Source organism: Streptomyces sp. NPDC048606 (assembly GCF_040650855.1).
Lineage (GTDB): Bacteria > Actinomycetota > Actinomycetes > Streptomycetales > Streptomycetaceae > Streptomyces.
The window spans coordinates 1-20,263 of record NZ_JBEZIB010000059.1; the positions used below are offsets into that span (position 1 = coordinate 1).

Consider the following 20,263-nt stretch of genomic DNA (forward strand, 5'->3'; position numbering starts at 1 on the left):
TTGATCAACCGCCATCTGATCACCAGTACATGGGAGCAACTGCTCTTCACCGGTAGCTCGGCCGGTCTGATGGCCCACATTCAGCACCTGATCGATCAGTGGCAGGCGCGGAGAGAGGACAGGGCGTCCCACTCGTCCCGTCCCCGTCGGGCAACCTCAAGCCGTGGATGAGGGCGCCCGACGGCTGCGTCGCAGCGTCCTCCTCACACAGAACGTCCGAGCGCCGACACCTTGAGGTCCGCATTCGGCTTATCGATGGTCATTCCTCTGTCCGGACGGCCTCCGGTTTGACGTAACTGGTGAGGTCCGGCAGCAAGGCGCCCCCACAGAGCGCGGACCGGTGTGGAGCAAAGTGTTTGCGGTACTGGTCTGCGAGCCCGCAGTGTTCCCGGTGCGCAGGGCTGCCAGGGCGTAGCGTTCCGCGCCGGCCTCGTCGCCCAGGCAGCGGCTGAAACATCCGCACCGAGTGGCCGTGCGCGTGGCGAGGAGGAGGAGCCGTGTGCCGGTGGGGCGGTCGTAACCCGCGGCCGCCAGGAGCCTGAGGACCAGCCGGTCCTCCGCCCGGGCAGCGCGGTACAGGGTCATCGGGCTGAGCGACGCCTCTGCTTCCTGTGCCTCGAGCAGGGTGCCGGTGACCGTGAGGTACGAGCGGACCCCCTCCCGGTTCGGCTGCGCCGTCTGCCGGGCTGCGTTGACCGCTCCTTGCGCAGTCCACGGCTGGGCCAGCGCGGCGGCGTCCGTGGCCAGGTACAGCCAGTGGGGCCAGCCGAGGCGGTGGACGTCCTCGGCGCCCACCTGGTGCACGTGGGCGATGGCCAGCTGGGTGCCCAGGTCCGGGACGGTCCGGCCGGACTCCCAGCGTGAGACCTTCTCTCGGCGGGCGGCCATGGTGCCCAGGCCCAGTCAGGCGTGGGCCTCCGCGATCAGCCGCGCAGCCCACGATCTCGGTCCTGGACGAGCCGGCACCTCGGATATCCGCCAGCCGAATGCACACCCGCTCATACGGGCGTATCCGGGTGCGGAGGCGGTTCGGCAACCCCGGGCCGGGTCAATCTCTCTGACCTATGGGTGAGGAGCGAAAGGGTTGGGCGATACGTTCCAGAGGGCACGGGGCTGGTTCCGGTTCGCCATCGCGGCCTCCTTCATCGCGTTGGCCTGCGTGTGCGGCTCGGGTTTCTCCGATGCTAGCGGGCATTCCTTCGCAGACACCCCGCCGTCCGCTGTGCCATCCGTACCTAGCTGCGATGTCGGCGCATACCTCGCCGACCTCTACGATCTGGATCCTGCGAAACGTGTCTTCTCCGCTCGGGTGTACCTGTGGTCGGTCTGCCCGGACCGGAAGCTCGACCCGCTGCCCACGGCCGCCTTCACCAATGCCAATGACCCGGAGAAAGGCGAACCCGTCCTGACCTCCGAAGCGGGCAGGTTCCGGAACCTGACGCTGCTCCAAGGGACGTTCCGGCAGGACTGGGACGTTCGCGCCTTTCCCTTCGACCGGCAGCGGATCGAGGTGCTGGTCACGGCGGCGGCGGACGGCCGGGATTTCCGGATGGTGCCGGACAACGCCAACTCGTCCTACAACAGGGAGATCCGGACAGCCGGATGGCGTATCACCGGCTTCCGGCTCATGCCCGCCAAGCGAGTCTTCTCGACGAACTTCGGTGACGCCACGCTGCCGCGGGGCACCACGAGCACCTACAGCAGGATCCGCGTGCAGGTCGATCTGGCGCGGGACGACCCCACGATCTTCTGGAAGCTCACCGGGCCGCTGTACCTCATGGTGCTCGTCGTCACCGCCACCTTCCTCCTGCCGGCGCACGCCGACGAACTGGGCATGGGAGAACGCCTCGACTCCCTCCAGAGCCGGCTGGGCATGCTCGGCGGCGGACTGTTCGTGATCATGCTGAACATGCAACAGGCAAACACGGTGATCACCAGCAGCGTGGGGCTCACCCTCATCGACTGGCTCCACCTGCTCACCCTCGCCTTCGTCCTGATCGCGGTCGTGGCGACCGTCGCCTCGTGGCGCTGGACGGTGCACGGCGGCAGCCCAACGCGGGCGGAGCGATGGCAGCGCACCATCGCGGTAACCGGTCTCATCGGGTATACGTTGATCGCTGCGGCTACCGTGTGGATCTTCGCGGCACAGTCCAGTTAGGACCGCCGACGGCTTCAACGCCCCGCTGAGTGCCGGCGCGCGAGGTCCGTGGGTGCATGCTTGTCAATTGGCCTGATGCACTGGCCCAATTCTGTTGACGGCCGGGCCGGGCTTGCCCTGCTCGACGTGCGGGGCAGGCGGCGGGGTGTCCGGCCGCTCCGCACACCCCGCTCCGAGGGCCCTCTCCGCATCACCAGCGCGAATCTCCTCCGCCCAGGTGACAGGCCGGAGTGTCCCGCTGCGCCTCTGGATGGGTGTGGCCATCCTTGGCCCATGCGGCCCCACCACGTCATCCTCGCGCCGCAACTCCCCGGGATGAAGGACTTTCTGTGACCCGTACCCGCCGGGCGCTGCTCGCCTGTGCCCTCAGAGGTCGTTTTCGTCCGATGTTTCATCCCGGAATCGGGTGTTCTGTGGTCTTCTTCGGGTCGCGCCAGGAGATGGTGTTCTCGCCGGTGAGGCGGCGGGCCGTGAGGTCGGCCATGGCGATATGGATGACGGCTTCGGAGCGGGTGGGCAGAGTTTCGTAGTCGCGGGCCAGGCGGTGGTGGAGCATGAGCCAGCCGTAGGGCCTCTCGACCGCCCACCGTTTGGGTATGGGGGTGAAGCCCCTGGTCCCGGGCTTGCGGGCGGTGATCCCCATGTCGATGCCGAGGGTCTCGGCATGCTCGACGAGGTGCTGGCGGTAGCCGCCGTCGACCCACACCTTGCGAATGGCGGGGTGGTCGGCGGCGACCTGGTCGAGCAGTGCGGTGCCGCCACCGAGTCCTGCACGCTCGCCGCGGTGACCAGCACGGCGAGGAGCAGGCCAAGCGTGTCGGTCACGATGTTCCGCTTCCTCCCGACGATCTTCTTTCCGGCATCGATACCCTGGCCGGAAGCGTGAACGCTGGTGGAGGTCTTGACGCTCTGGCCGTCGATCACGCAGGCCGAGGGCTCGGCGTCCCGGCAGGAGCTGCCTGAGCAGTCCGTTGAGCTGGGCGAACACGCCCCTCTTCTGCGACTGCCCGCCCATCGAGCCCGAACCGCTGCTGACATACTGACTTCGGCTTGTCAAGGTGATGCTGGGTCATCCATGGTGAGGCCGGTGCCGGCTATGAAGCCGTCGAGGGTGTGGGGCCGGTATTGAAGGCGTTTGAGGCGGTTGCGGACGAGGGTTTCGAGGCGGTCGAGGGCCATGACGGCGAGGTTGGCCAGGCTGCGTTTGACGTGTGCCCAGACGCCTTCGACCGGATTCAGGTCGGGCGAGTAGGCGGGCAGCAGGAACACTGTCAGCCATGCCCGCTCGGCGACGAGGTCCCGCATCCTGCGGGAGACGTGGTGTTCAGCCGGTCCCAGACCAGCACGATCGGCGCCCTGACCAGCTGATGGACGCCGTCGACCAGCGCGATGAAGTCCCGCTCACTCATGCTGCGGCGCTTGCCCCTGCCCGCGGGGTGGGTCCGCAGACGGTGCCACAGGCGGGTCCGGGACCCGGGCCGCATGGCGATCAGTCCGGCCACCGACAGCCGTCCCGAGCGCCGTCCGCTGACCGTCAGAACACTGGCCGCCTCAACGTCGCCGAAGACCAGCACACGGCCGAAAACCTTCCCGTCCCCCACGCTGCGGGCACCAGCCACCGCGCTGCGAGATCGCGATCCGTCCCGGCGGCCTCGGGATTCCCCGCATGCTCTGGCACGCACGCGGGGTGGACCTCTGGGACGAGCTCCTCCGCGCGGCACTGGGGGAACCGATGAGCCCTCCGAGCCACGGCCCGAACCCCGGCATCGTGGCCAGGACCCAGCTCCCGGCCGCCGAGGGCCTGGTACGGAAGGCGTCGGCGCTGCCGGGCGTACTGGAGGCCCGGGGCCCGGACCACGGAGGAACGGCGAACTTGGAGGTGTACTTCGAGTCGCCGGACGAGGCAGGGGCGGAATCGACGCGGCGGCAACTGCGAGGGATCGCGGGGCTGAAGGACTGAGGTCCGGGGCGCGGCAACGTCGCGGGCCCCGGACGTCACGGCACTCACGGGGAGGCACCCCCCAGGCACCCCCTGCGCGCTTCCTCGCCGGAAACTCCCGCCGTAGGTTCAATCACGCACGAGGAACTGCTCTGACCAGGCATTTCCGTACGCATCACCGTTGCAGGGGAACAAGGAAGTGAGACATGCCGTAGCCGGTCCGACGACCTCCGCCGGCAGGGAAGTCGCTCCACCGGCCGACCAAGGCGACGCATACGTACCCCCGAGCCATTCGGCGCACTCTCCCCCGGGGCCGGGGGCACACCGCGGCCCCATGCCCTGGCCGAGGCGAAGCCGGCCAGGTGGGGGCGGGACCGGGAAGGCCCTGGAACAGGGGCCCGGCCGGTCCGTCGCGCGACGATCAGTCCTGGCGCCAGTGGGTGACGACTGCGGTACCCCGTTCCGTCGGCCGCTTCCCCGCGCTCTGAGCCATCAACCTCGCCTGCCGCCCGGTGCGGCTCGCGACCTCGGACCCACGACCGCGGTTCCCTCCCCTACCGCAACCGACTGCCTGGCACCTCAGGCGTCCCGCCGCGAGAACGACACGTTCGTGGTGGGCATGGACGACCCCAGCCGCCTGGCCGCCGCTGCGGCCCGTCCGGCTCTGTGGCTCCTGGGCGGGTGTGTCGGTCCAGATCTTCCACGCGGATGCGGCCGCCCGCATCGCCCATCGGGCGGCACCGCCCGGGACGGCCCGAAGGCGGTCGGGCCCTGCCGGAGCAGTGCCCGGAGGACCCCAAAGCCTCCGTGCGGGGATACGCCGGTCGTCGCGAGCACCGCGCACGCGACGACGCGGCCCCCGCCTCGACCCGTCGACGGGGTCGCCAGGCGAGAACCGCCATTTCAGAAAAAGCAACGAGAAGGAGAAGTGAGTGAGTCTGGGAACCAAGGGCTACGCGGTCATCGACACTCCGCCGCTGGACGAGCACAGCCTGGCCGAGTTCGAGAAGCTGCCGCTCGACCCGTACACCGGCTCCACGCAGCGATACCGACGCTTCTCCCAGTTCCGCCTCGTCCACGAGGAACAGTGGAAGCTGGAACTGCTGCCCCACCGTCACTTCGCGCAGCCGCGCCAGTACAACGACCTCGTCGGCGGACAGATGCGCACGCTGGAGCCGCTGACCACCGACCCCACCCCGCTCATCGCGGCCGGCGCCGAAGCGCTCAGCCTCGACAAGAACAGCACCTGGCAGCTGAACATCCACCAGTGCCGCGTCGTCTCCACCCCCGAAGTCGACGGCGTCGCCGCACCCGAGGGACCGCACCGGGACGGCCACCAGTACGGCATCGTCGCCGTCACCCGCCGCCACAACATCTCCGGCGGCGAGACCCAGCTCATGCCCCTCGGCGGCGGCGATCCCTTCTTCCGCACCACCCTCCAGGACGGCCAGGCCATCGCCTTCGACGACCGCCTGATGTTCCACCACGTCACCGACATCGAGCACCTCACCGACGAGGGCGGCCACCGGGACGTGTGGCTCGTCGCCGTCAACACCTGGGACAACCGGCGCTACGGCGAGGAGTACGAGGCCGAGGTCCGCGCGAGCAACGAGGTCTGAGCACCAATGCCCCGAAGCATGCCCCCCACAGGCCCCGCCCCCGTCTACGACCGGATCGGCGTCGGCTACTCCTCTGTACGCCGCCCCGACCACCGCTGGGTCGCACAGATCGAGGCCTCCCTCGGCGACGCCCGCACCGTGCTCAACCTCGGCGCCGGCACCGGCGCCTACGAGCCCGAGGGCCGCACCCCTCGTCGCGGTCGAACCGTCCCTGCGGATGCGGGTCCAGCGTGGTCCGCTCGCCGCGCCGTGCGTCGTCGCGAGCGCCGAACGGCTGCCCTTCGACGACCAGAGCTTCGACGCCGTCATGGCCGTCCTCACCGTCCACCACTGGACGGACCTGGAAGCCGGGATCGCCGAACTCCAGCGGGTCGCCCGCCACTTCTCCCTCGTCACCTACGACATGGACATACAGCGGAATTTCTGGTTCACCCGCGACTACGTCCCGGAGATCGCCGAGGCGGAATGCTCCCGCGTGCCCTCCATCGAGCGGCTCACCAAGCTCCTGGGCCCCTGCGAGGTGACGGAACTCCCGATCTGGCACGACTTCACCGACGGGTTCATGACCGCCTTCTGGCGCCGCCCCCAGGCCTACCTCGACCCCGCCACGCGCCGCGCCTGCTCCGCATTCGCCCTCACCGACGAGCAGGCCGTCGACCGGGGCGTCGCCCGGCTGCGCGAGGACCTCGCCTCGGGCACATGGCAGCGCCGCTACGCCGACCTCGCCACCCGCGACCACATCGACGCCGGCTTCCGCCTGATCACCGGCAAGTCCGTCCACGCCGCCCGGACGGAGGCCACCGCATGAGCCGCCCCTGGCCGCACACCGGCCCGGACACCGGCTGGGACCCCGCACGGCTGGCCGACGTCGCGCAGCGCCACGGCACCCCCGTCCACGTCCTGGACACCGCACGCCTGGACCACGCCACCACCCGCCTGCTGGAGGTGCTCGGCGGGCTCGGCAGACCCGCCCGCGCCTACTACTCGGTGAAGACGAACTACCTGCCCCACCTCATGAGGCGGCTCGCCGCCCACGGCCTGGGCGCCGACGTCGTCTCCGGGTACGAGATGGAGGCCGCGCTCGCCGCCGGCTTCGCCCCCGACGCCATGGTGTTCAACGGCCCCGTGAAGACGGACGGGGAACTGGCCTGCGCCGTACGGCACGGCGTACGCGTCAACATCGACGGCGAAGGGGAGGTCGAGGCACTGGAGGCCCTCGCCGCCCGCACCGGCCGGCCGGTCGAGGTCGGCATCCGGATCTCCCCGGGCCTGCCTGTCTCCACCTCCGCCGACCCCAGCTACCGGGCCCAGGCCGAACACGCAGCCGCCCGCACCCGCTTCGGCTGGCCCGCCGGATCACCACAGCTCGCCGCCCTGGTGGACCGGATCGACGCGTCCGCGCACCTGGCCCTGCGGGCCGTCCACGCCCACCTCAGCAGCCAGATCGTCCACGAGGACCTGATGCTGACGGCACTGGACCAGGTCCTGGACGAAGCCTCAAAGCTGCACGCCCGCTTCGGCCTCACCGAGGTCAACATCGGCGGCGGGTTCGGCGTACCGGGCATCCGGCGCCCCCGCACCGGCCCCGAGGGCGCGCTGGCCGCGCTGCGCGGTCAGGCCCCCTTCCCTGAGGAGGAGCCCTTCCTCGACATCGCCCGGCTGCTGCCGGAACTGGACGAGCGAATGCGGCTGCGCGGCCTCGACGGGGTGGCGCTCGCCTGCGAGCCCGGCCGCTGGCTGGTCTCGGACGTCATGGCCATGGTCACGCGGGTGATGTCGCGCAAGGAACTCCCCGAAGCCCGCTGGCTGATCCTCGACGCGGGCAACCACGTCACCCCGTGGAGCGGTACCGGCGAGGTTCACCGCCTCACCCCGATCGGCAGGCGGTACTCGGCCGTGGACAGCACCTGGTCGGTGGCCGGACCGCTGTGCTACGAGAACGACGTGCACGCCGCCGCCACCGAGCTGCCCGAGGACGTACGGGCCGGGGACCTCCTGTGCCTGCACGACACGGGCGCCTACTCACTCGGCCGCAGCAACAACTTCATACGGACCCGGGCCGCCGTCGTCGCGGTCGACGGGGACGCCGAACGGCTGGTCTGGCGGGCCGAGACGGGCGCGGACGTCTTCGACCTGGCAGACCCAAGCGCCCCGTCGGGCCCGGACCCGGCGCCCGGGACCCCGTAATGGTCAGGGCCTACTTGGAGCTCCTGAGGCTTCCGGGCGCGAGCGCGGCGGCGGTGCCCGCCGCGCTCGCGCGCCTGGCCGGGACGATGGTCCCCATCGCCCTGCTGCTCGCCTGCGTCCAGTCCGGACGCTCCCTGGCGGCCGGGGCCGCCGCCGGCGCGGCCTACGCCGTCGGCAGCGCGGTCGGCGGACCCTTCACCGGGCGGCTGATGGACCGGGCCGGCCCGAGCCGCGTCCTGCGCATCACCGGCCCCCTCGCGGGCCTCACCCTGGCGGCGGCCGCCCTGATCGCGGCCGGCGCCCCGGCCGCGGTGCTGCCCGCCACCGCCTGCGCGGCCGGGCTGGCCACCGCACCCGTCGGGGCGTCGATGCGCGCCCTGTGGCCTTCCCTCACCGAGGACGCGGCCCTGCGGCAGCGGGCCTTCTCCTTCGAGGCCATGCTCAGCGAGCTGCTGTTCATCCTCGGCCCGACCGCCGTCACCGTCCTCACCACCCTCACCGGAGCCCGCGGCGCACTGCTGGCGACCGCCGTCCTGCTGGGCGTCGGAGGCCTCGCGTACGGGCAGGCACCCGCCGTACGGGCGCGCGCGGGCCGGCCCGCGGCCACCCCCGGCGGCGCGGACCCGTCGAAGGCGGCACCGGAGCAGGGAGCGGAACCGACACCGGTCCGGGCGGCCGCCACCGCCGTCCTCGTGGCGATCGCCCTGACGGCGGCACTGTCCAGCGGACTCGTGGTCGCGGTCACCGCCTCCCTGCGGGACCAGGGCTCGGCCCCCGAACTCGCGGGCACCCTCGTCGCCCTCCAGTCGGCGGGCAGCGTGGCCGGCGGCCTCCTCTACGGCGCGCGCACCTTCGGGGGCACGACGTACGGACGCTACCTCCGCCTGCTGATCGTGCTGACCCTGGCGCTGGCGGCCCTGCCTGCCGTACGCGTCCTCGCGCCCGGCCTCCCGGCCGGCTGGGCCCTGGTCCTGCTCGGCGTCCTGCTCGTGCTCAGCGGACTCCCCATGGCCCCGGCCGGCGCCGAGGAGTTCCAGCTCATCGGGGAGATGACCGCGCAGAGAAAGGCCACCCAGGCCTTCGCGGGCGTCGGCAGCTTCATCGCCCTCGGCAGCGCGGCGGGCTCCGCGCTCACGGGCGTGGTCGCGGACCGGGCCGGCCCCGGCGCGGCGCTGTGCATGCCCGCCGCCTTCACCCTGGCCTCCCTCCTGCTGAGCCTGGCCGCCCGCCGGGCCATCACCCGGGCCGTGTCCCCGGCCCCGGCCCTGTTTCCCACCCCCGCCGCCGCGGCGGACCCCACCCCGGCCCCGACCCCCGACCCCCGAGGAACCCAGACATGAACACCGCACCCGGCGTGATCGCCGTCGTCGAGAGCCAGCTGTCCAACTTCGGCCTCACCCCGCTGCGCGCGGCCCACGAACTGGGCTTCCACACCGTCCTGGTCAGCAACGACCCCGAGCGCTACCGGGTGGTCGGCATCGCCAAGGAGATCTTCTCCAAGCACCTCGACGGGATCGTGCGCACCGACACCAACTCGGCCGACGCCGTCATCGCCGCCCTCAGGCCCTTCCACGAACAGGGCCGGCTGCGCGGCGTGATGACCGTCACCGACTACAACATCCCGATCGTCGCCGAAGTCGCCGCCCACTTCGGCCTGCCCGGCCTGTCCCCGCGGGCCGCCCGCACCTGCCGGGACAAGCTGCTGATGCGCCAGGCCTGCGAGCGGGCCGGCGTCGCCGTGCCCGGCTTCCACCAGGCCACCGCCGAAGAGGACGCGACGGCCGCCGCCGAACGCTTCGGCTACCCGGTCGTGGTCAAGCCCATGACCGAATCCGCCAGCATCGGCGTCACCCTCTGCCGGACCCCGGAAGAGGTCGTCGCCGCCTACCGGGACATCAGCTCCTCCCCGACCGACTTCCGCGGCCAGCCCCGCCGCCCCGGAGCGCTCGTGGAGGAGTACCTCCTCGGCTTCGAGGTCAGCGTCGAGTCCGTCCTGACCGACGGGGAGCGCCGGTTCCTCGGCGTCACCGACAAGGCCCTCGGCGCGCACCCCCACTTCGTGGAGATGGGCGACACCTTCCCCTCCATGCTCTCCAGACCCGTTCGCGCCGAGTGCACCGAGCTGGCCCGTCGGGCCCTGGAGGCCGTCGGCCACGACTTCGGCGCCGCCCACGTCGAGGTGAAGATGACGGAGAACGGCCCGTACGTCGTCGAGGTCAACGGCCGCATGCCCGGCGCCGAGATCACCCAGCTCATCCGCGAGGCCACCGGCCTCTACCTCCAGCGCGAGGTCGTCCGCCTGCACGCCGGCCTCGCCGCCGACCTCACCACCACCCACGACCGCGCCGCCGCCTCCCGCTACCTCTCCGCCCGCCAGGCCGGCACCCTCACCAGGATCAGCGGAGCCGACCTGGCCCGCCGCGTCCCGGGCGTGGTCGATGTCGACCTGGAGGTCCACCCCGGCGACCCGGTACGGCCCGCCGAGAGCAACCTCGACCTGCTCGGCCACGTCGTCGCCATCGGCGACACCACCGGCGACGCCGTCCGCCGCGCCGAAGCCGCCCTGGGCCAGCTCACCCCCGTCGTCACCCCCGCGACGGGCGACGTACGGTGACCCCCGCCCCCGCCCCCCGCGTACGCGTCCACCGCGCCCTGCGCGACACCGACCCGCGGCGCTGGGACGCCCTGCTCGGCCCCCGCGGCTTCTACGCCGCCTCCCCCTGGCTGCGGCACGCCGAGGCCACCGCCGGCGGCACCCCGTACTACCTCACGGCCCACGAGGGCGACGGCCCCGCCACCGGCGTCCTGCCCGCGTACCCGCTCGACCACGACACCCCGTACGTCTTCTGCAGCCCGGCCAGGGTCGTGGACGCCATCCACCGCACCCTGACCGGCGAGGAGGCCCCCTGGACCGCCGGGCTGCTGCCGGCCCTGGCGTGCGGCGGCCGCAACCCCTCCCACACCAAGGCCGGCACCGCCCCCGCCCCCGACGGCGGCCGCGCCGCCCTCACGGCCCTCGTCCACCGGGCCGAGGAGGAGGCCCGGGAGGCCGGTCTGCGGGCGGTTTCCTTCCTGTACGTCGACGAGGACGACCACCTGCTGCGCGACGTCCTGGATGAACGCGGGTACGCGGCACTGCCCGGCCAGACGGCGTACTCCCTGCCGATCCCCGAGGACGGCTCCTTCGACACCTACCTGGCCCGCTTCGCCCCCTCCCGCCGTACGAAGATCAGACGCGAACTCCGCGCCCTGGACGAGGCCGGGGTCACCTACCGGACCCAGCCGCTCACCCCCGAGCTGAACGAGCGGCTCGCCCCCCTGGAGCTCGCCCTCTACGCCAAGTACGGCACCCCCGCGAACGCCGAGGCCTTCAACGCCGTGCTGCACAGCGTCGCCCGCCACGCCGGCGAGGCCGCCCGGGTCACCACCGCGCACCTCGAGGGGGACCTGGCCGGGTTCGCCCTCACCTTCACCCACCGGGGCGAGATGTACGCACGTCAGGCCGGCTTCGACTACGAGGCCCAGGGCAGGCTGCCCCTCTACTTCGGGCTCGTCTACTACGAACTGCTGAGCACGGCGATGGCCGAGGGCCTCACGCACATCCACTACTCCACCGGATCGGACCGAACGAAGCTCCTGCGCGGCTGCGTACCAACCCGCCAGATCGCCTACATCAAGGCCCGCCACCGGGAGGAGGCCGAACCCCTCTCCCGCCTCGCCGCCGATTTCGGAACCTCCTTCCCCGCTTGACCTGCGCCCCGACCGGCTCGACACCAGGCGGGCCAGTGACGGCCCTCACTCCCGCAGTGGAAGTGGGCCGTCCAGAGGTTTCAACGCATGAGGACAGGCGGCTGGGGACAGAAGCCTCACCACGGCCTCAACGTGTTGCCTTCTCCCACCGCATGGTCTCTTACGGAGTCGAGTTACTCCGGCGTCGCCGGCCTGACGAGGCACCCCCCGAAGCACGTCACGAACTCTTCCAGTGGCTGGTGACGCACCCCTATGTTGAGACCTGGACAAGCTGCTGCAGCGACCTGGCAGGACCGCGTGCAGGCCCGGCCCACCGCATTGGGGTGGGCGCGTGGCGCGACGCATCGACCAGCACGACTGCAAGACGGCGGCCGTTCAACCCCAGGTGGGCGGCGTGGAGAGTGACAGCAGTGCGTACGGCATCCTGCGCGATGCACGGTTTATCCCTCATCCGGCACCGAATGGGCCCCGGACAATATATTGTCAAGTCAATGGGGTACTCAATTAATTTACCCCGAATATCAACCCCGTCATTGTTGCATTCTGGCGGGTAGATCCGACGGATGGAATGGCAGTACACCCACTGATCCGGCTGAGGAACTCCACCGGCCTGTCGCAGAGATCCTACGCGCAGCTCATCGCGCGAACCCATGCGGAACTCGGACACGGACAGATGGCCGCGCGAAGGGAGAAGATATCCCGCTGGGAATCCGGACGTATCGCTCCGGATTTCAGCACCCAGCTCGCCATCGCCCGCATCCATCAAGTGGACGAGGAGGTCGTGCTGCGCCTCGGCTGGCCGAACTGGCTCTGCGCCGCTTCCGGGGACCAGGAATTCCTGCGGCAGCCGTGGACTCCGGAGGGCTCCATCGCCATCTGCCGGCTCACCACGATCACGCCTGGGCATACGCGTACCGGACTGATCTCTACCGGCCCTTCCCTCACCACCCAGATCCGCGGCGCGATCGCGTCCCTCAGCGGAAACTCCCGCCCGCTCGAACGGGAAGGATGCCCCATTACTCCGGGAACCCTCGCCTGGACGGAGAGCCGCATCCGCGCTCTTGAGGCCCTCGAAGCGGGAAGCCCCGTTTCCCAGTACGCGCTCCACGTGTCGGCCCGCACTGAGCACCAGCTGATCAGCGACCTCCTGAATGGTTACGGATACGACCGCGCGACCGGCGCCCGGCTGCTCCGGCTCGCCGCCCGCACCGCGTCCCTGTGCACCTGGACCAGCTACGTACTGGGAGAGGAAGCACAAACGGAGCGCTACAACCTGGCGGCGGTCCGCGCCGCCTCCGCCGCCGGCGCGCCACACCACACCGCCGCGTACCTCATGCAGCTCTGCTTCAGGCATCTTCACCTCGGCCACCCCCGGGACGTCCTCTCCCTTCTTGGGGCCGCCCGCGAGGTCGCCTCCCGACCCACAGCCCGGATGACCGTCCTCCGACACACCCATGAGGCCCTCGCCCTCGCCCGGCTCTCCGACCCCACCGCGAGCCTGCGCGCCCTGCAACGCGCGGAACACGCCCTCGGCGCCACCGCACCGCAGTGGGACGCGGAAGCCGACCCCACGGGAAGCAGCATCAACGAGGACTACCTCGCCTTCTCCACAGCCCACACCTGGCTGCTCCTGGGGAAGCCGGCCCGCGCACTCTCCGTCTTCACCGGCCTCCCGGACGATGACGCGTCACCCTACGCCGCCATCGACCGGTGCCTGGTCGTCGAAGCCCAACTGGCCGCCGGACAGCTCGAGGAATCGGCGGCCACCGTCCGAGGCGTCGTCGAACGCACCGGGTGCCTGCCGCCGGGGCTCGCAGAACGATTCCAGGACCTGCTCGCACCGCACGCCGACCAACCCCACGTCCGAGATGCGCTCGACTGCTTGACCGAGCGATCCGCGGCGCAACGCACCATCGGCTGAGGCACCACGACCCACGACCACATGACGCCACAGCATCACCGACCCACACGATCTTTCAGACACGCTCGACGACTGACCGGCAGTTGGGGGTGTTCGGGGCCTGCCCGGGCGGTGCTTGACGTGCGACCTGCCGGGAGCGCTGCCGCATTCGATGGTCCGTCGATCAGAGGACGGCGTGGATGTCGCTGTGGCGAATGATGACGTAGCCCTTTCCCGCGACGTTGTCCTCCGTTGCGGTGGACTTGCCGTAGAGGACCTCGTCTCCCACCGTTACTCGGATCGGTTCGGTTCCGGGCAGTCGTGCTGCCAGGGCGGCAACCTTGCCCCGGCCGGTGTCGGGTGTGTCCCCGGACGGGGCCTTGGTCGGAAGGACGAGCACCCTTCCCACGGGCAGGTCATACAGCATGGGTTTCTCCCTTGACAGGCGGGTCTGGACGCCACCCAGTAAACGCCCACGACCACAGGACGGCACCCCACAGAATCCGTTCGGTGGTACCGGTCGGGTTAGGAGGCGAGCCGGACCGGCGTGGCGGGCTTGGCGTTCGGGCCTGAGGTTCGTGAGTGCCGGGGCGTATGGGGTGGGGTGCGCACATGACCCATTCCACGAGGGAGTGACGGCCGGGGTCGTGCCGGGCCGCGTCCACACTGCTGTAGGCAGGCCCGGCCCACCCGCACGATCCCCACCAGCAGCGACAGCATCTCCTTCACGGGCGGCTCGTTGGTGCTTCATCTGCTGTTGCCACGTCCGGCCCAGTGATCCGGTGCGGGCGGACGGTAGGCGGTCCGACGTTCTCTTCCGGGCCCCGGACCATGACGGGGCTCAGGCCGGCCCCGGACGAAGGCGGATCGCGGCCGCCGGTGGAACCAACGCTCCTACAGCCGGCCGAGGCGCTCCCTGGGCCGGCCGTACTCGCGCTCGTATGGCGTGCGAGGAAAAGTTCGACGGACACCATGCACTCTGTCACCGAGTCCTGGCCGGGTGGGCGGGTGCTGCTCCAGACCGGGCGCGGGTCCCTGGTGCAGGACCGCGGGCCGGACCTGGTGACGACCACCGAGGCGCTACTGCGGTGCACACCCGGGGCCGGCCGGCGCCCTACGCGAGATGCCCTTCGACGCCCGGGTGTCTCTGCGTCCCCTGGAGAAGGCCGTGGGAGGGGCAGCTCCGGGGCAGGCACTGCTCAGGCGCAGCGCGGTGGCCGAAGCCATGAAGCCGGCCCGCCGACGGCTCGCGTCCGCGGGGCTGCTGCGAGCGTCCTGAACGGTCTGCGGGATCCCGCCCGAGGACGCCGGTCGGTGGCCGACCGCCGGCGAGCAGGTCGCGCTCAACGGGCAGACCGTCGTACGGCCCGTCCAAGAACCCCGGCAGGTGAGCATCCGGCCTGTGCGCGAAACAGCCGGTCGTCGCTGGTCGGGGCGTCGGGACGGAGCCAGTGGCTGACGTTCGCGGCCAGTACGATCCGCCCGTCGGTTGCCTTCGGCAGCGGCAATCCGGCCAAAACGCGACGCAGACACGTCGGTTCGCTCCAGGCCTGCGTACGAGGCGCCGTGCCCGCGCCGGTGCTCGGCTGTCAGAGACAGCTCGACCAGTGAGTTCACCGGCCCGTCCGCACACAGCACCGCGTCGGTGAGGTGGAAGAGCGCGTCAGCCCGGACGCACAGGCAGTCGTAAAACTCGACACGGAAGCGGGACACACATCCCATGCCTCGTGTCCGGGCACGTCGGCGTACAGACCCGTTCACAGCGGCCGTTCTCTGGACCTTCGTGGCTCGACATCTCGAAGCGTCGAGAACGGCCGCCTCCGGCATCCCGGGAAGCACCGCAGATCAGCGGGTTGGGTGACAGGCGAGGGCGAACGCCAAGCTGACGAAGCACGACGGCATCGGCCCTGAACTCAGCCGAGTACTTCGATGTCCCCAAGAGGAACTCCCGTCCTGCGGATCCTCACGGCCCGCTGATCAGGTTGTCCACGACCACGGGAAAGGCCACCTGCGCAGCCACCCCGGCCGTGATCGCGGTCAGCGCTGTTTGCGGTCCTCGATCCGCTGCTGGATCCATGTCAGGAGGATGAGGGAGGCTCCGGTGAACAGGAACTGGCCCCACAGCGAGCCGATCACGTAGGCGTCGACCAGGAGGAGAACCAGGGCCCAGATTCCGAGCGGGACTGCTCTGGCAACCATGATGACAAGAGCCTCACTTGATCTTCGCCGAGAAGCAGGCGGCCAACGCGCCGACAGCGGTGTTCGCCGCTATCTCCTTGGCCTTCTTGTTGTTCATCCGTCCCAAGGTCAGGGCCGCGGCACCTGCGAGCCCGGCACGCTTGAGACACTCCTTCTCCTTCGCGGTCAGGTCCTTCCCGATCAGCGCCTTGCAGTACTTCTGCTTCTCCTTGCCCGACTTGCTCTTGTCGAAGTAGCAGTTGGCAGTGTTGTGCTCCTGCCGCGGATCCACGAACATCTCCCGCTTGCCCTCATCGTCCCCCGACAACACCGCCGGTATGGCCGCAGCGGGAGGCTGCGGGGCGGCGGCACTGGCCACCCCCGAACCGGCCAGGAGGATGCCGCCCGCAATGACGGCAGCCGTCAGGTTCGCTACAACGTTCTTCACTTACTTGTTCCTTGTTCTGCCGTGCTCGGGAAAAGCCTGGTCAGGGCCTTCCTTGTTCGGGCCTCAACCTAGAAGCGCAAGATTCACCACGGAAGAGTTCAGGGGGTGCCTCGGGGGTGCCTCCCGGACCGCGGCACGCCCCACCCGAGCGATCCGCGCCACCCTGCCAAAAGAAGACGGCCACCGCCGTCCGGGTCGACTGTCGTAACGCCGCCGTGGCGCTTGAAGTCGATTTCCACCGAGCCCGGCGGCGCCACAAGGCCCATTTCACCAGGACGTCGAACTTTGTGCGGCGGACCCCGAGGCGGCGGGCGGCCTGGTCCGGCCCGAGCGGCACATGGCGGTCCAGGAGCACGGGCAGGTCCCGATGACGGGCCAAGGCCGCGACCTGCTCGGGGTGGACATCGGGGAACCTCGACTTCGCCGCCGAGGTAGACCAACAGCCCCGCGCGGACCAGGTGGCCGACCGCCGCCGGCGTCACCCGAGGCCGCCGAAGCGGCAACGGGACCCCGACCCGAGCGCTTCCGGGCGAAGGCGACGAGCGGGGCCACGCCAGCCGGGCGGAGCCTGCGTGCGGCGGTCGCACACAGCGAGAGGAGGCCGGGGTCGAGTGGGGCCGCGCGGCCCTGGGGCGGGAGTATCTCCCCGAGTCGTGCTAGCCCAGCCAGACGATGTCCAGGACGGACAGGTGGCGCAGCGTGCGGTTGGTGAAGTAGATGACGGAGAGCCGGCCGGCGGACGCGATGCGGACGTCTTGGCCTTCGGGGTCGTCGGGGTCCCACTGGCTGAAGCCCCACGGGTCGGTTGCGGCGGCGTCGAGGAGGTCCCAGACCGTGTCTTCGGCGTGCTCGGGGAGTTCGGCGAGGACCTTGGCGGCCGGGGTCGAGAGGCGGACCGCGTAGAGGGGCAGGCTCACGGGCGCCGCCGGCCGCGGAGCTCGGCCATGTCCACGTCCACGAACCCCGTTTCGTCGCGGCCGGAAGCGGTGAAGGCGTCGACCGCGGGGGCGGAGACGAGACGGGCCTGCCAGACGTGCACGACCTCGTAGAGCGTGGTCAAGGAGAACGTCCGGCGGGACTCCTCCAGCGCTGCCGCCCATTCCCGCTCGAAGGCCGGTACCCACCGCTGCGCGCGCCGGTCCGCGCGGAGCCGGGCGAGGAGTTCGGCTGGCGCGCCAGGCGCGGGCGCGTACGGGGCGGCGGGGACAGGGGTGTGGTCGGGCTGGGCGCTCATCGGCTCCTCCTCGGTGGGCTGCTACCGGCCACGGTAGAACGCCGCGGCCCGGGCCGGGGAGGTTCGCACGGATACGCAGCCCGGCACCCCGTCCGCTGCCGCACAGCGGGCGCGACAGCGGACAAGGTCGGCAACAGCGTCTTGGCGCGGGGCTCTTCGCCGCTTCCGCAAGCCGGAGGACGTCGACCGACGTCCAGGCGAGGTCGTCGGCGTCCGGGTCCTCGGCTCGACTGCGCCCAGGTAGTTCTCGGGCATCGCAGAAGGCCCGTGCGTCCGTCCAGGCACCGGCACGCTGCCCGCGCCCCCGGACGGCAGGCGCAGGTTCGCGAGGGACGCGACAGGGACGATCTCGCGGACAGCCACTCCGAAACGGGTGAACCGTCACGACACCCACGGCACCAACCCGCCGGACGGCGCACGGCTCACGCCCCTGCCCCGGAAGCGGGCTTCCGGGGCAGGGGCTTCGTGTCGGTCAGGCGGCGGTGATGTTCTCCGCCTGCGGGCCCTTCTGGCCCTGCGTGATGTCGAAGGTCACCGCCTGGCCCTCCTGCAGCTCACGAAAGCCCGAGGAGTTGATGTTGGAGTAGTGGGCGAAGACGTCCGGTCCCCCACCGTCCTGCGCGATGAAACCGAAGCCCTTCTCGGAGTTGAACCACTTCACGGTTCCGCTGGCCATGATCGTGCCTCTCAGTCGACGAAGAAGCCGCACCGCGCGGCCCCGGAGGTGATCGCCCTGGTCCGGCACTGCACAACCAAACGCCCACGCCAGGGCGCGGGCAGGTACTGCGAACCACGACAGCTGAAGGTGAAACTACACGCCGACATTGGCCATCACCACACAGCAACGATCTCCAGCCGAACCTGCCAGCCCGACAAGGCCGAAATCAGGCCCGCCGCCCGAGTCGACACCCACCCCCACGCGTCATCTCCGGCTGCCCGGGCGCACCACGGTGGTCCAGTAGTCCAGAAGCGGCGGGCCCTCCTTCAGGAGGTGGACGAGCCGTTCGCGGCGTGCCCGACTCGGGAAGAGCATCCGCGCCCCGACGTCGCGTAGAAAGCCGCAGTCGTGTGGGAATTGGGGTAATGGGTCGTAGATGCCCAGGAGGCTGCCGTCGGGAGCCACGAGGGGTACGCCGGCAGCGTACCGGCTGTCCCCGACACTGGAGCCTATCGTCACGGGGACCCGGTGCTCGCGAGCGAGATGGGCGATGGCCTCCCGGATGCCGGGAAGGCGTGCGGAGTGTCGGACCAGAGCCTGACGAGTGTGATCGGTCCTCGCCAGCCGCTCCGTGGCACGGATGCCTTCGCGGGCCCACAACCGGCGCGTCACGGCGGCCCGCTGCTCCTGTTCCTCCCGTAGGCGTTCCTTCTCGTCCCGCTGGTACGCCGCGCGCAGCTGCTGCAGTTCCCGCTCGCGTCGCCCCTCCACGCGCCCCCGCTCGACCGCCGTCTGCCTGCGCTGACCCTGGCGTGCGGCTTCTACGCGCAAGGCCGAGCCCCCGAGCACAGGGAGCGCGGCGCGACACGCCGCGTTTCCTCCGACTGCCGTAGGCCTTGGCCTGCGGCGGGGGCGTCGAGAACGGAACGTCTACGTGCTCCTGGAGCAGGCCCTCGCGAAGTGGAGATCTGGCAAGGTGGAGGCGACGTGAATCGCATCAAAGGGGTGGATATGGTCGCGACGGTCTCCACCTTCTCCCGCCTGTGAATGCTCCATGTCGACAGGGGCGGTGATGCGGGAGGGACGGCGCCGTTCCGGGTCAGCGAGCCTGGAGGCCGGCGATGAACCCGTCGCGCAGGAGGGGGTAGGCGTGGGCGATGATCCAGCCGGCATCCCAGCATGCGTCGCGTTCGGCCTGCCCCGCGGGCGCGGTTGCACAGGAGTGGGACGTGTAGAATCCGGCGGCCTTGGTGACCTTGTCGGCGTTCGCGCGCAGGGTGGTGAAGGAGCGTGGGTCCTCGTGGGCGATCCATGACAGTGAGGTCTTCGCGGTCTCGGCAGCCTTGGCGGCGTTGGCGGCGCAGAGCGGGGTGAGCGAAGTAGGCCGTTCAGGCCAGCACTTGGAGCCCTTTTGGGATCCGTAGCGGCTCTCGGTGTCGTTGAGGAAGTCGACCGACTTCGAATGGATCGCCTCGGCGTCGGGAGCGCCGACTCCCCGGGGCTGGTCCTTCCACTTCTGGATCACGGTGAAGACGTCCGGCCAGTCCCGCGTCGACTGCGGGCTCTGGGCGCTGGACGGAGCCGCGGAGGAAGAAGCCGATGCGGACGCGGTGGGGAAGCTGCTCGGGGAGGTGCCCGAGGAGGCGCTCGCAGTGGCCGCGGCCCGATCCGCCGTACCGTCGGCCGAGGAGCACCCGGCGAGAGCGGCCGCGGCGACCATGACCATCGCCAGGGTGGCCGGCTGCTTGGATCGTCCTATACGCGACACTGTGTCTGTCCTTCGCTCTGCCCGCAGGCCGCCTGCCTGCGGATACAGCGTCTGTCTACCTGCCCTGCGGCCCGGATGGCCAATCGATTCCTCGGATTCCGTATCCGCGGGTCAGTTCCGAGCGGAACCGGTGTAGCCGCAGGTGACAGGGTCGGTGAGCTCCTGCCAGGCCAGCCAGAGGGCATCTCCGCCGCCCCTGGCAACGCCTGGCGGAACCGAACAAACTCACCCCCGCCCGGGTCCGCCGAGGGTTCAGGAACCTACACACGAAGACGGGCACGCCGACCCGTGCACCGAAACCCACTCGGCCCGGCCCCGGCCGCCCACCCGGCTTGAAGAACCAGCGGCCCGCCACCCGCTACGACGTCGGACGCGTCCTCGCGACCGGCGAGCCCTACTCCCGCCCTGGGTCACCCTTCCACCC

Annotated in this window: 18 protein-coding genes and 4 pseudogenes; 10 read left to right on the forward strand and 12 right to left on the reverse strand. The window is 70.7% G+C overall.

Features of this window, described 5'->3' with window-relative positions; genetic code table 11:
* Positions 1 to 249 precede the first annotated feature (249 nt).
* Positions 250 to 888 carry a hypothetical protein gene (locus tag AB0D01_RS37305; RefSeq protein WP_363063415.1) on the reverse strand — a complete coding sequence of 213 codons (639 nt, stop codon included), beginning with the start codon at positions 886 to 888 and terminating at the stop codon, positions 250 to 252.
* A 196-nt stretch (positions 889 to 1,084) separates the two neighbouring features.
* On the opposite strand from AB0D01_RS37305, the gene AB0D01_RS37310 reads away from it, so the two are divergent.
* Positions 1,085 to 2,158 (forward strand): hypothetical protein, encoded by a 1,074-nt coding sequence (locus tag AB0D01_RS37310; protein ID WP_363063417.1) that lies wholly within the window; start codon positions 1,085 to 1,087, stop codon positions 2,156 to 2,158.
* Positions 2,159 to 2,549: 391 nt separating this feature from the next.
* Here the strand turns inward: AB0D01_RS37310 and AB0D01_RS37315 are convergent.
* Both AB0D01_RS37315 and AB0D01_RS37320 read right to left on the reverse strand, forming a co-directional pair.
* A pseudogene (locus AB0D01_RS37315) lies at positions 2,550 to 3,158 on the reverse strand (transposase); the annotation flags it as partial.
* 53 nt (positions 3,159 to 3,211) lie between these two features.
* Positions 3,212 to 3,696: pseudogene (locus AB0D01_RS37320) on the reverse strand (transposase).
* Positions 3,697 to 3,824: 128 nt separating this feature from the next.
* Here AB0D01_RS37320 and AB0D01_RS37325 point away from each other — a divergent pair.
* The 8 genes from AB0D01_RS37325 to AB0D01_RS37360 all read left to right on the forward strand — a co-directional run bounded on the left by AB0D01_RS37325 (position 3,825) and on the right by AB0D01_RS37360 (position 13,574).
* Entirely contained in the window at positions 3,825 to 4,118 is a 294-nt protein-coding gene (locus AB0D01_RS37325; RefSeq protein WP_363063419.1) for a hypothetical protein, read from the forward strand.
* A 911-nt stretch (positions 4,119 to 5,029) separates the two neighbouring features.
* A complete protein-coding gene (locus AB0D01_RS37330; RefSeq protein ID WP_363063421.1) occupies positions 5,030 to 5,716 on the forward strand; it encodes a 2OG-Fe dioxygenase family protein in 687 nt (228 codons plus the stop codon).
* A 217-nt stretch (positions 5,717 to 5,933) separates the two neighbouring features.
* Positions 5,934 to 6,524 (forward strand): methyltransferase domain-containing protein, encoded by a 591-nt coding sequence (locus AB0D01_RS37335; protein ID WP_363063423.1) that lies wholly within the window; start codon positions 5,934 to 5,936, stop codon positions 6,522 to 6,524.
* Entirely contained in the window at positions 6,521 to 7,903 is a 1,383-nt protein-coding gene (locus AB0D01_RS37340) for a hypothetical protein (protein ID WP_363063425.1), read from the forward strand. The genes AB0D01_RS37335 and AB0D01_RS37340 overlap by 4 nt, the downstream gene beginning before the upstream one ends.
* A complete protein-coding gene (locus AB0D01_RS37345; protein WP_363063427.1) occupies positions 7,903 to 9,243 on the forward strand; it encodes an MFS transporter in 1,341 nt (446 codons plus the stop codon). Before AB0D01_RS37340 ends, AB0D01_RS37345 begins: the two co-directional genes overlap by 1 nt.
* Positions 9,240 to 10,517: an ATP-grasp domain-containing protein gene (locus tag AB0D01_RS37350; protein WP_363063429.1), complete on the forward strand. Its 1,278-nt coding sequence runs from the start codon at positions 9,240 to 9,242 to the stop codon at positions 10,515 to 10,517. Before AB0D01_RS37345 ends, AB0D01_RS37350 begins: the two co-directional genes overlap by 4 nt.
* Positions 10,514 to 11,653 carry a GNAT family N-acetyltransferase gene (locus AB0D01_RS37355; RefSeq protein ID WP_363063431.1) on the forward strand — a complete coding sequence of 380 codons (1,140 nt, stop codon included), beginning with the start codon at positions 10,514 to 10,516 and terminating at the stop codon, positions 11,651 to 11,653. The genes AB0D01_RS37350 and AB0D01_RS37355 overlap by 4 nt, the downstream gene beginning before the upstream one ends.
* Positions 11,654 to 12,221: 568 nt before the next feature.
* Positions 12,222 to 13,574: a helix-turn-helix transcriptional regulator gene (locus AB0D01_RS37360; RefSeq protein WP_363063433.1), complete on the forward strand. Its 1,353-nt coding sequence runs from the start codon at positions 12,222 to 12,224 to the stop codon at positions 13,572 to 13,574.
* A gap of 163 nt (positions 13,575 to 13,737) precedes the next feature.
* Here AB0D01_RS37360 and AB0D01_RS37365 read toward each other — a convergent pair whose 3' ends face one another.
* The 9 genes and pseudogenes from AB0D01_RS37365 to AB0D01_RS37405 all read right to left on the reverse strand — a co-directional run bounded on the left by AB0D01_RS37365 (position 13,738) and on the right by AB0D01_RS37405 (position 19,839).
* Positions 13,738 to 13,980 (reverse strand): hypothetical protein, encoded by a 243-nt coding sequence (locus AB0D01_RS37365; RefSeq protein ID WP_363063435.1) that lies wholly within the window; start codon positions 13,978 to 13,980, stop codon positions 13,738 to 13,740.
* Between the two features lie 982 nt (positions 13,981 to 14,962).
* Positions 14,963 to 15,275 (reverse strand): annotated as a pseudogene (locus AB0D01_RS37370) (transposase); the annotation flags it as partial.
* A 315-nt stretch (positions 15,276 to 15,590) separates the two neighbouring features.
* Positions 15,591 to 15,752: a hypothetical protein gene (locus tag AB0D01_RS37375; protein WP_363063437.1), complete on the reverse strand. Its 162-nt coding sequence runs from the start codon at positions 15,750 to 15,752 to the stop codon at positions 15,591 to 15,593.
* Positions 15,753 to 15,765: 13 nt separating this feature from the next.
* Positions 15,766 to 16,179 carry a hypothetical protein gene (locus AB0D01_RS37380; RefSeq protein ID WP_363063439.1) on the reverse strand — a complete coding sequence of 138 codons (414 nt, stop codon included), beginning with the start codon at positions 16,177 to 16,179 and terminating at the stop codon, positions 15,766 to 15,768.
* 656 nt (positions 16,180 to 16,835) lie between these two features.
* A complete protein-coding gene (locus tag AB0D01_RS37385; RefSeq protein ID WP_363063441.1) occupies positions 16,836 to 17,096 on the reverse strand; it encodes a hypothetical protein in 261 nt (86 codons plus the stop codon).
* On the reverse strand, positions 17,093 to 17,413 hold the full coding sequence (locus tag AB0D01_RS37390) for a DUF6247 family protein (RefSeq protein WP_363063443.1): 321 nt from the start codon (positions 17,411 to 17,413) through the stop codon (positions 17,093 to 17,095). Before AB0D01_RS37390 ends, AB0D01_RS37385 begins: the two co-directional genes overlap by 4 nt.
* A gap of 472 nt (positions 17,414 to 17,885) precedes the next feature.
* Positions 17,886 to 18,089: a cold-shock protein gene (locus AB0D01_RS37395; protein ID WP_363063445.1), complete on the reverse strand. Its 204-nt coding sequence runs from the start codon at positions 18,087 to 18,089 to the stop codon at positions 17,886 to 17,888.
* Positions 18,090 to 18,335: 246 nt separating this feature from the next.
* Positions 18,336 to 18,902, reverse strand: a complete 567-nt coding sequence (locus tag AB0D01_RS37400; protein ID WP_363063447.1) for a hypothetical protein — start codon at positions 18,900 to 18,902, stop codon at positions 18,336 to 18,338.
* 268 nt (positions 18,903 to 19,170) lie between these two features.
* Entirely contained in the window at positions 19,171 to 19,839 is a 669-nt protein-coding gene (locus AB0D01_RS37405) for a hypothetical protein (protein WP_363063449.1), read from the reverse strand.
* 185 nt (positions 19,840 to 20,024) lie between these two features.
* On the opposite strand from AB0D01_RS37405, the pseudogene AB0D01_RS37410 reads away from it, so the two are divergent.
* Positions 20,025 to 20,219: pseudogene (locus AB0D01_RS37410) on the forward strand (transposase); the annotation flags it as partial.
* Positions 20,220 to 20,263: the final 44 nt, after the last annotated feature.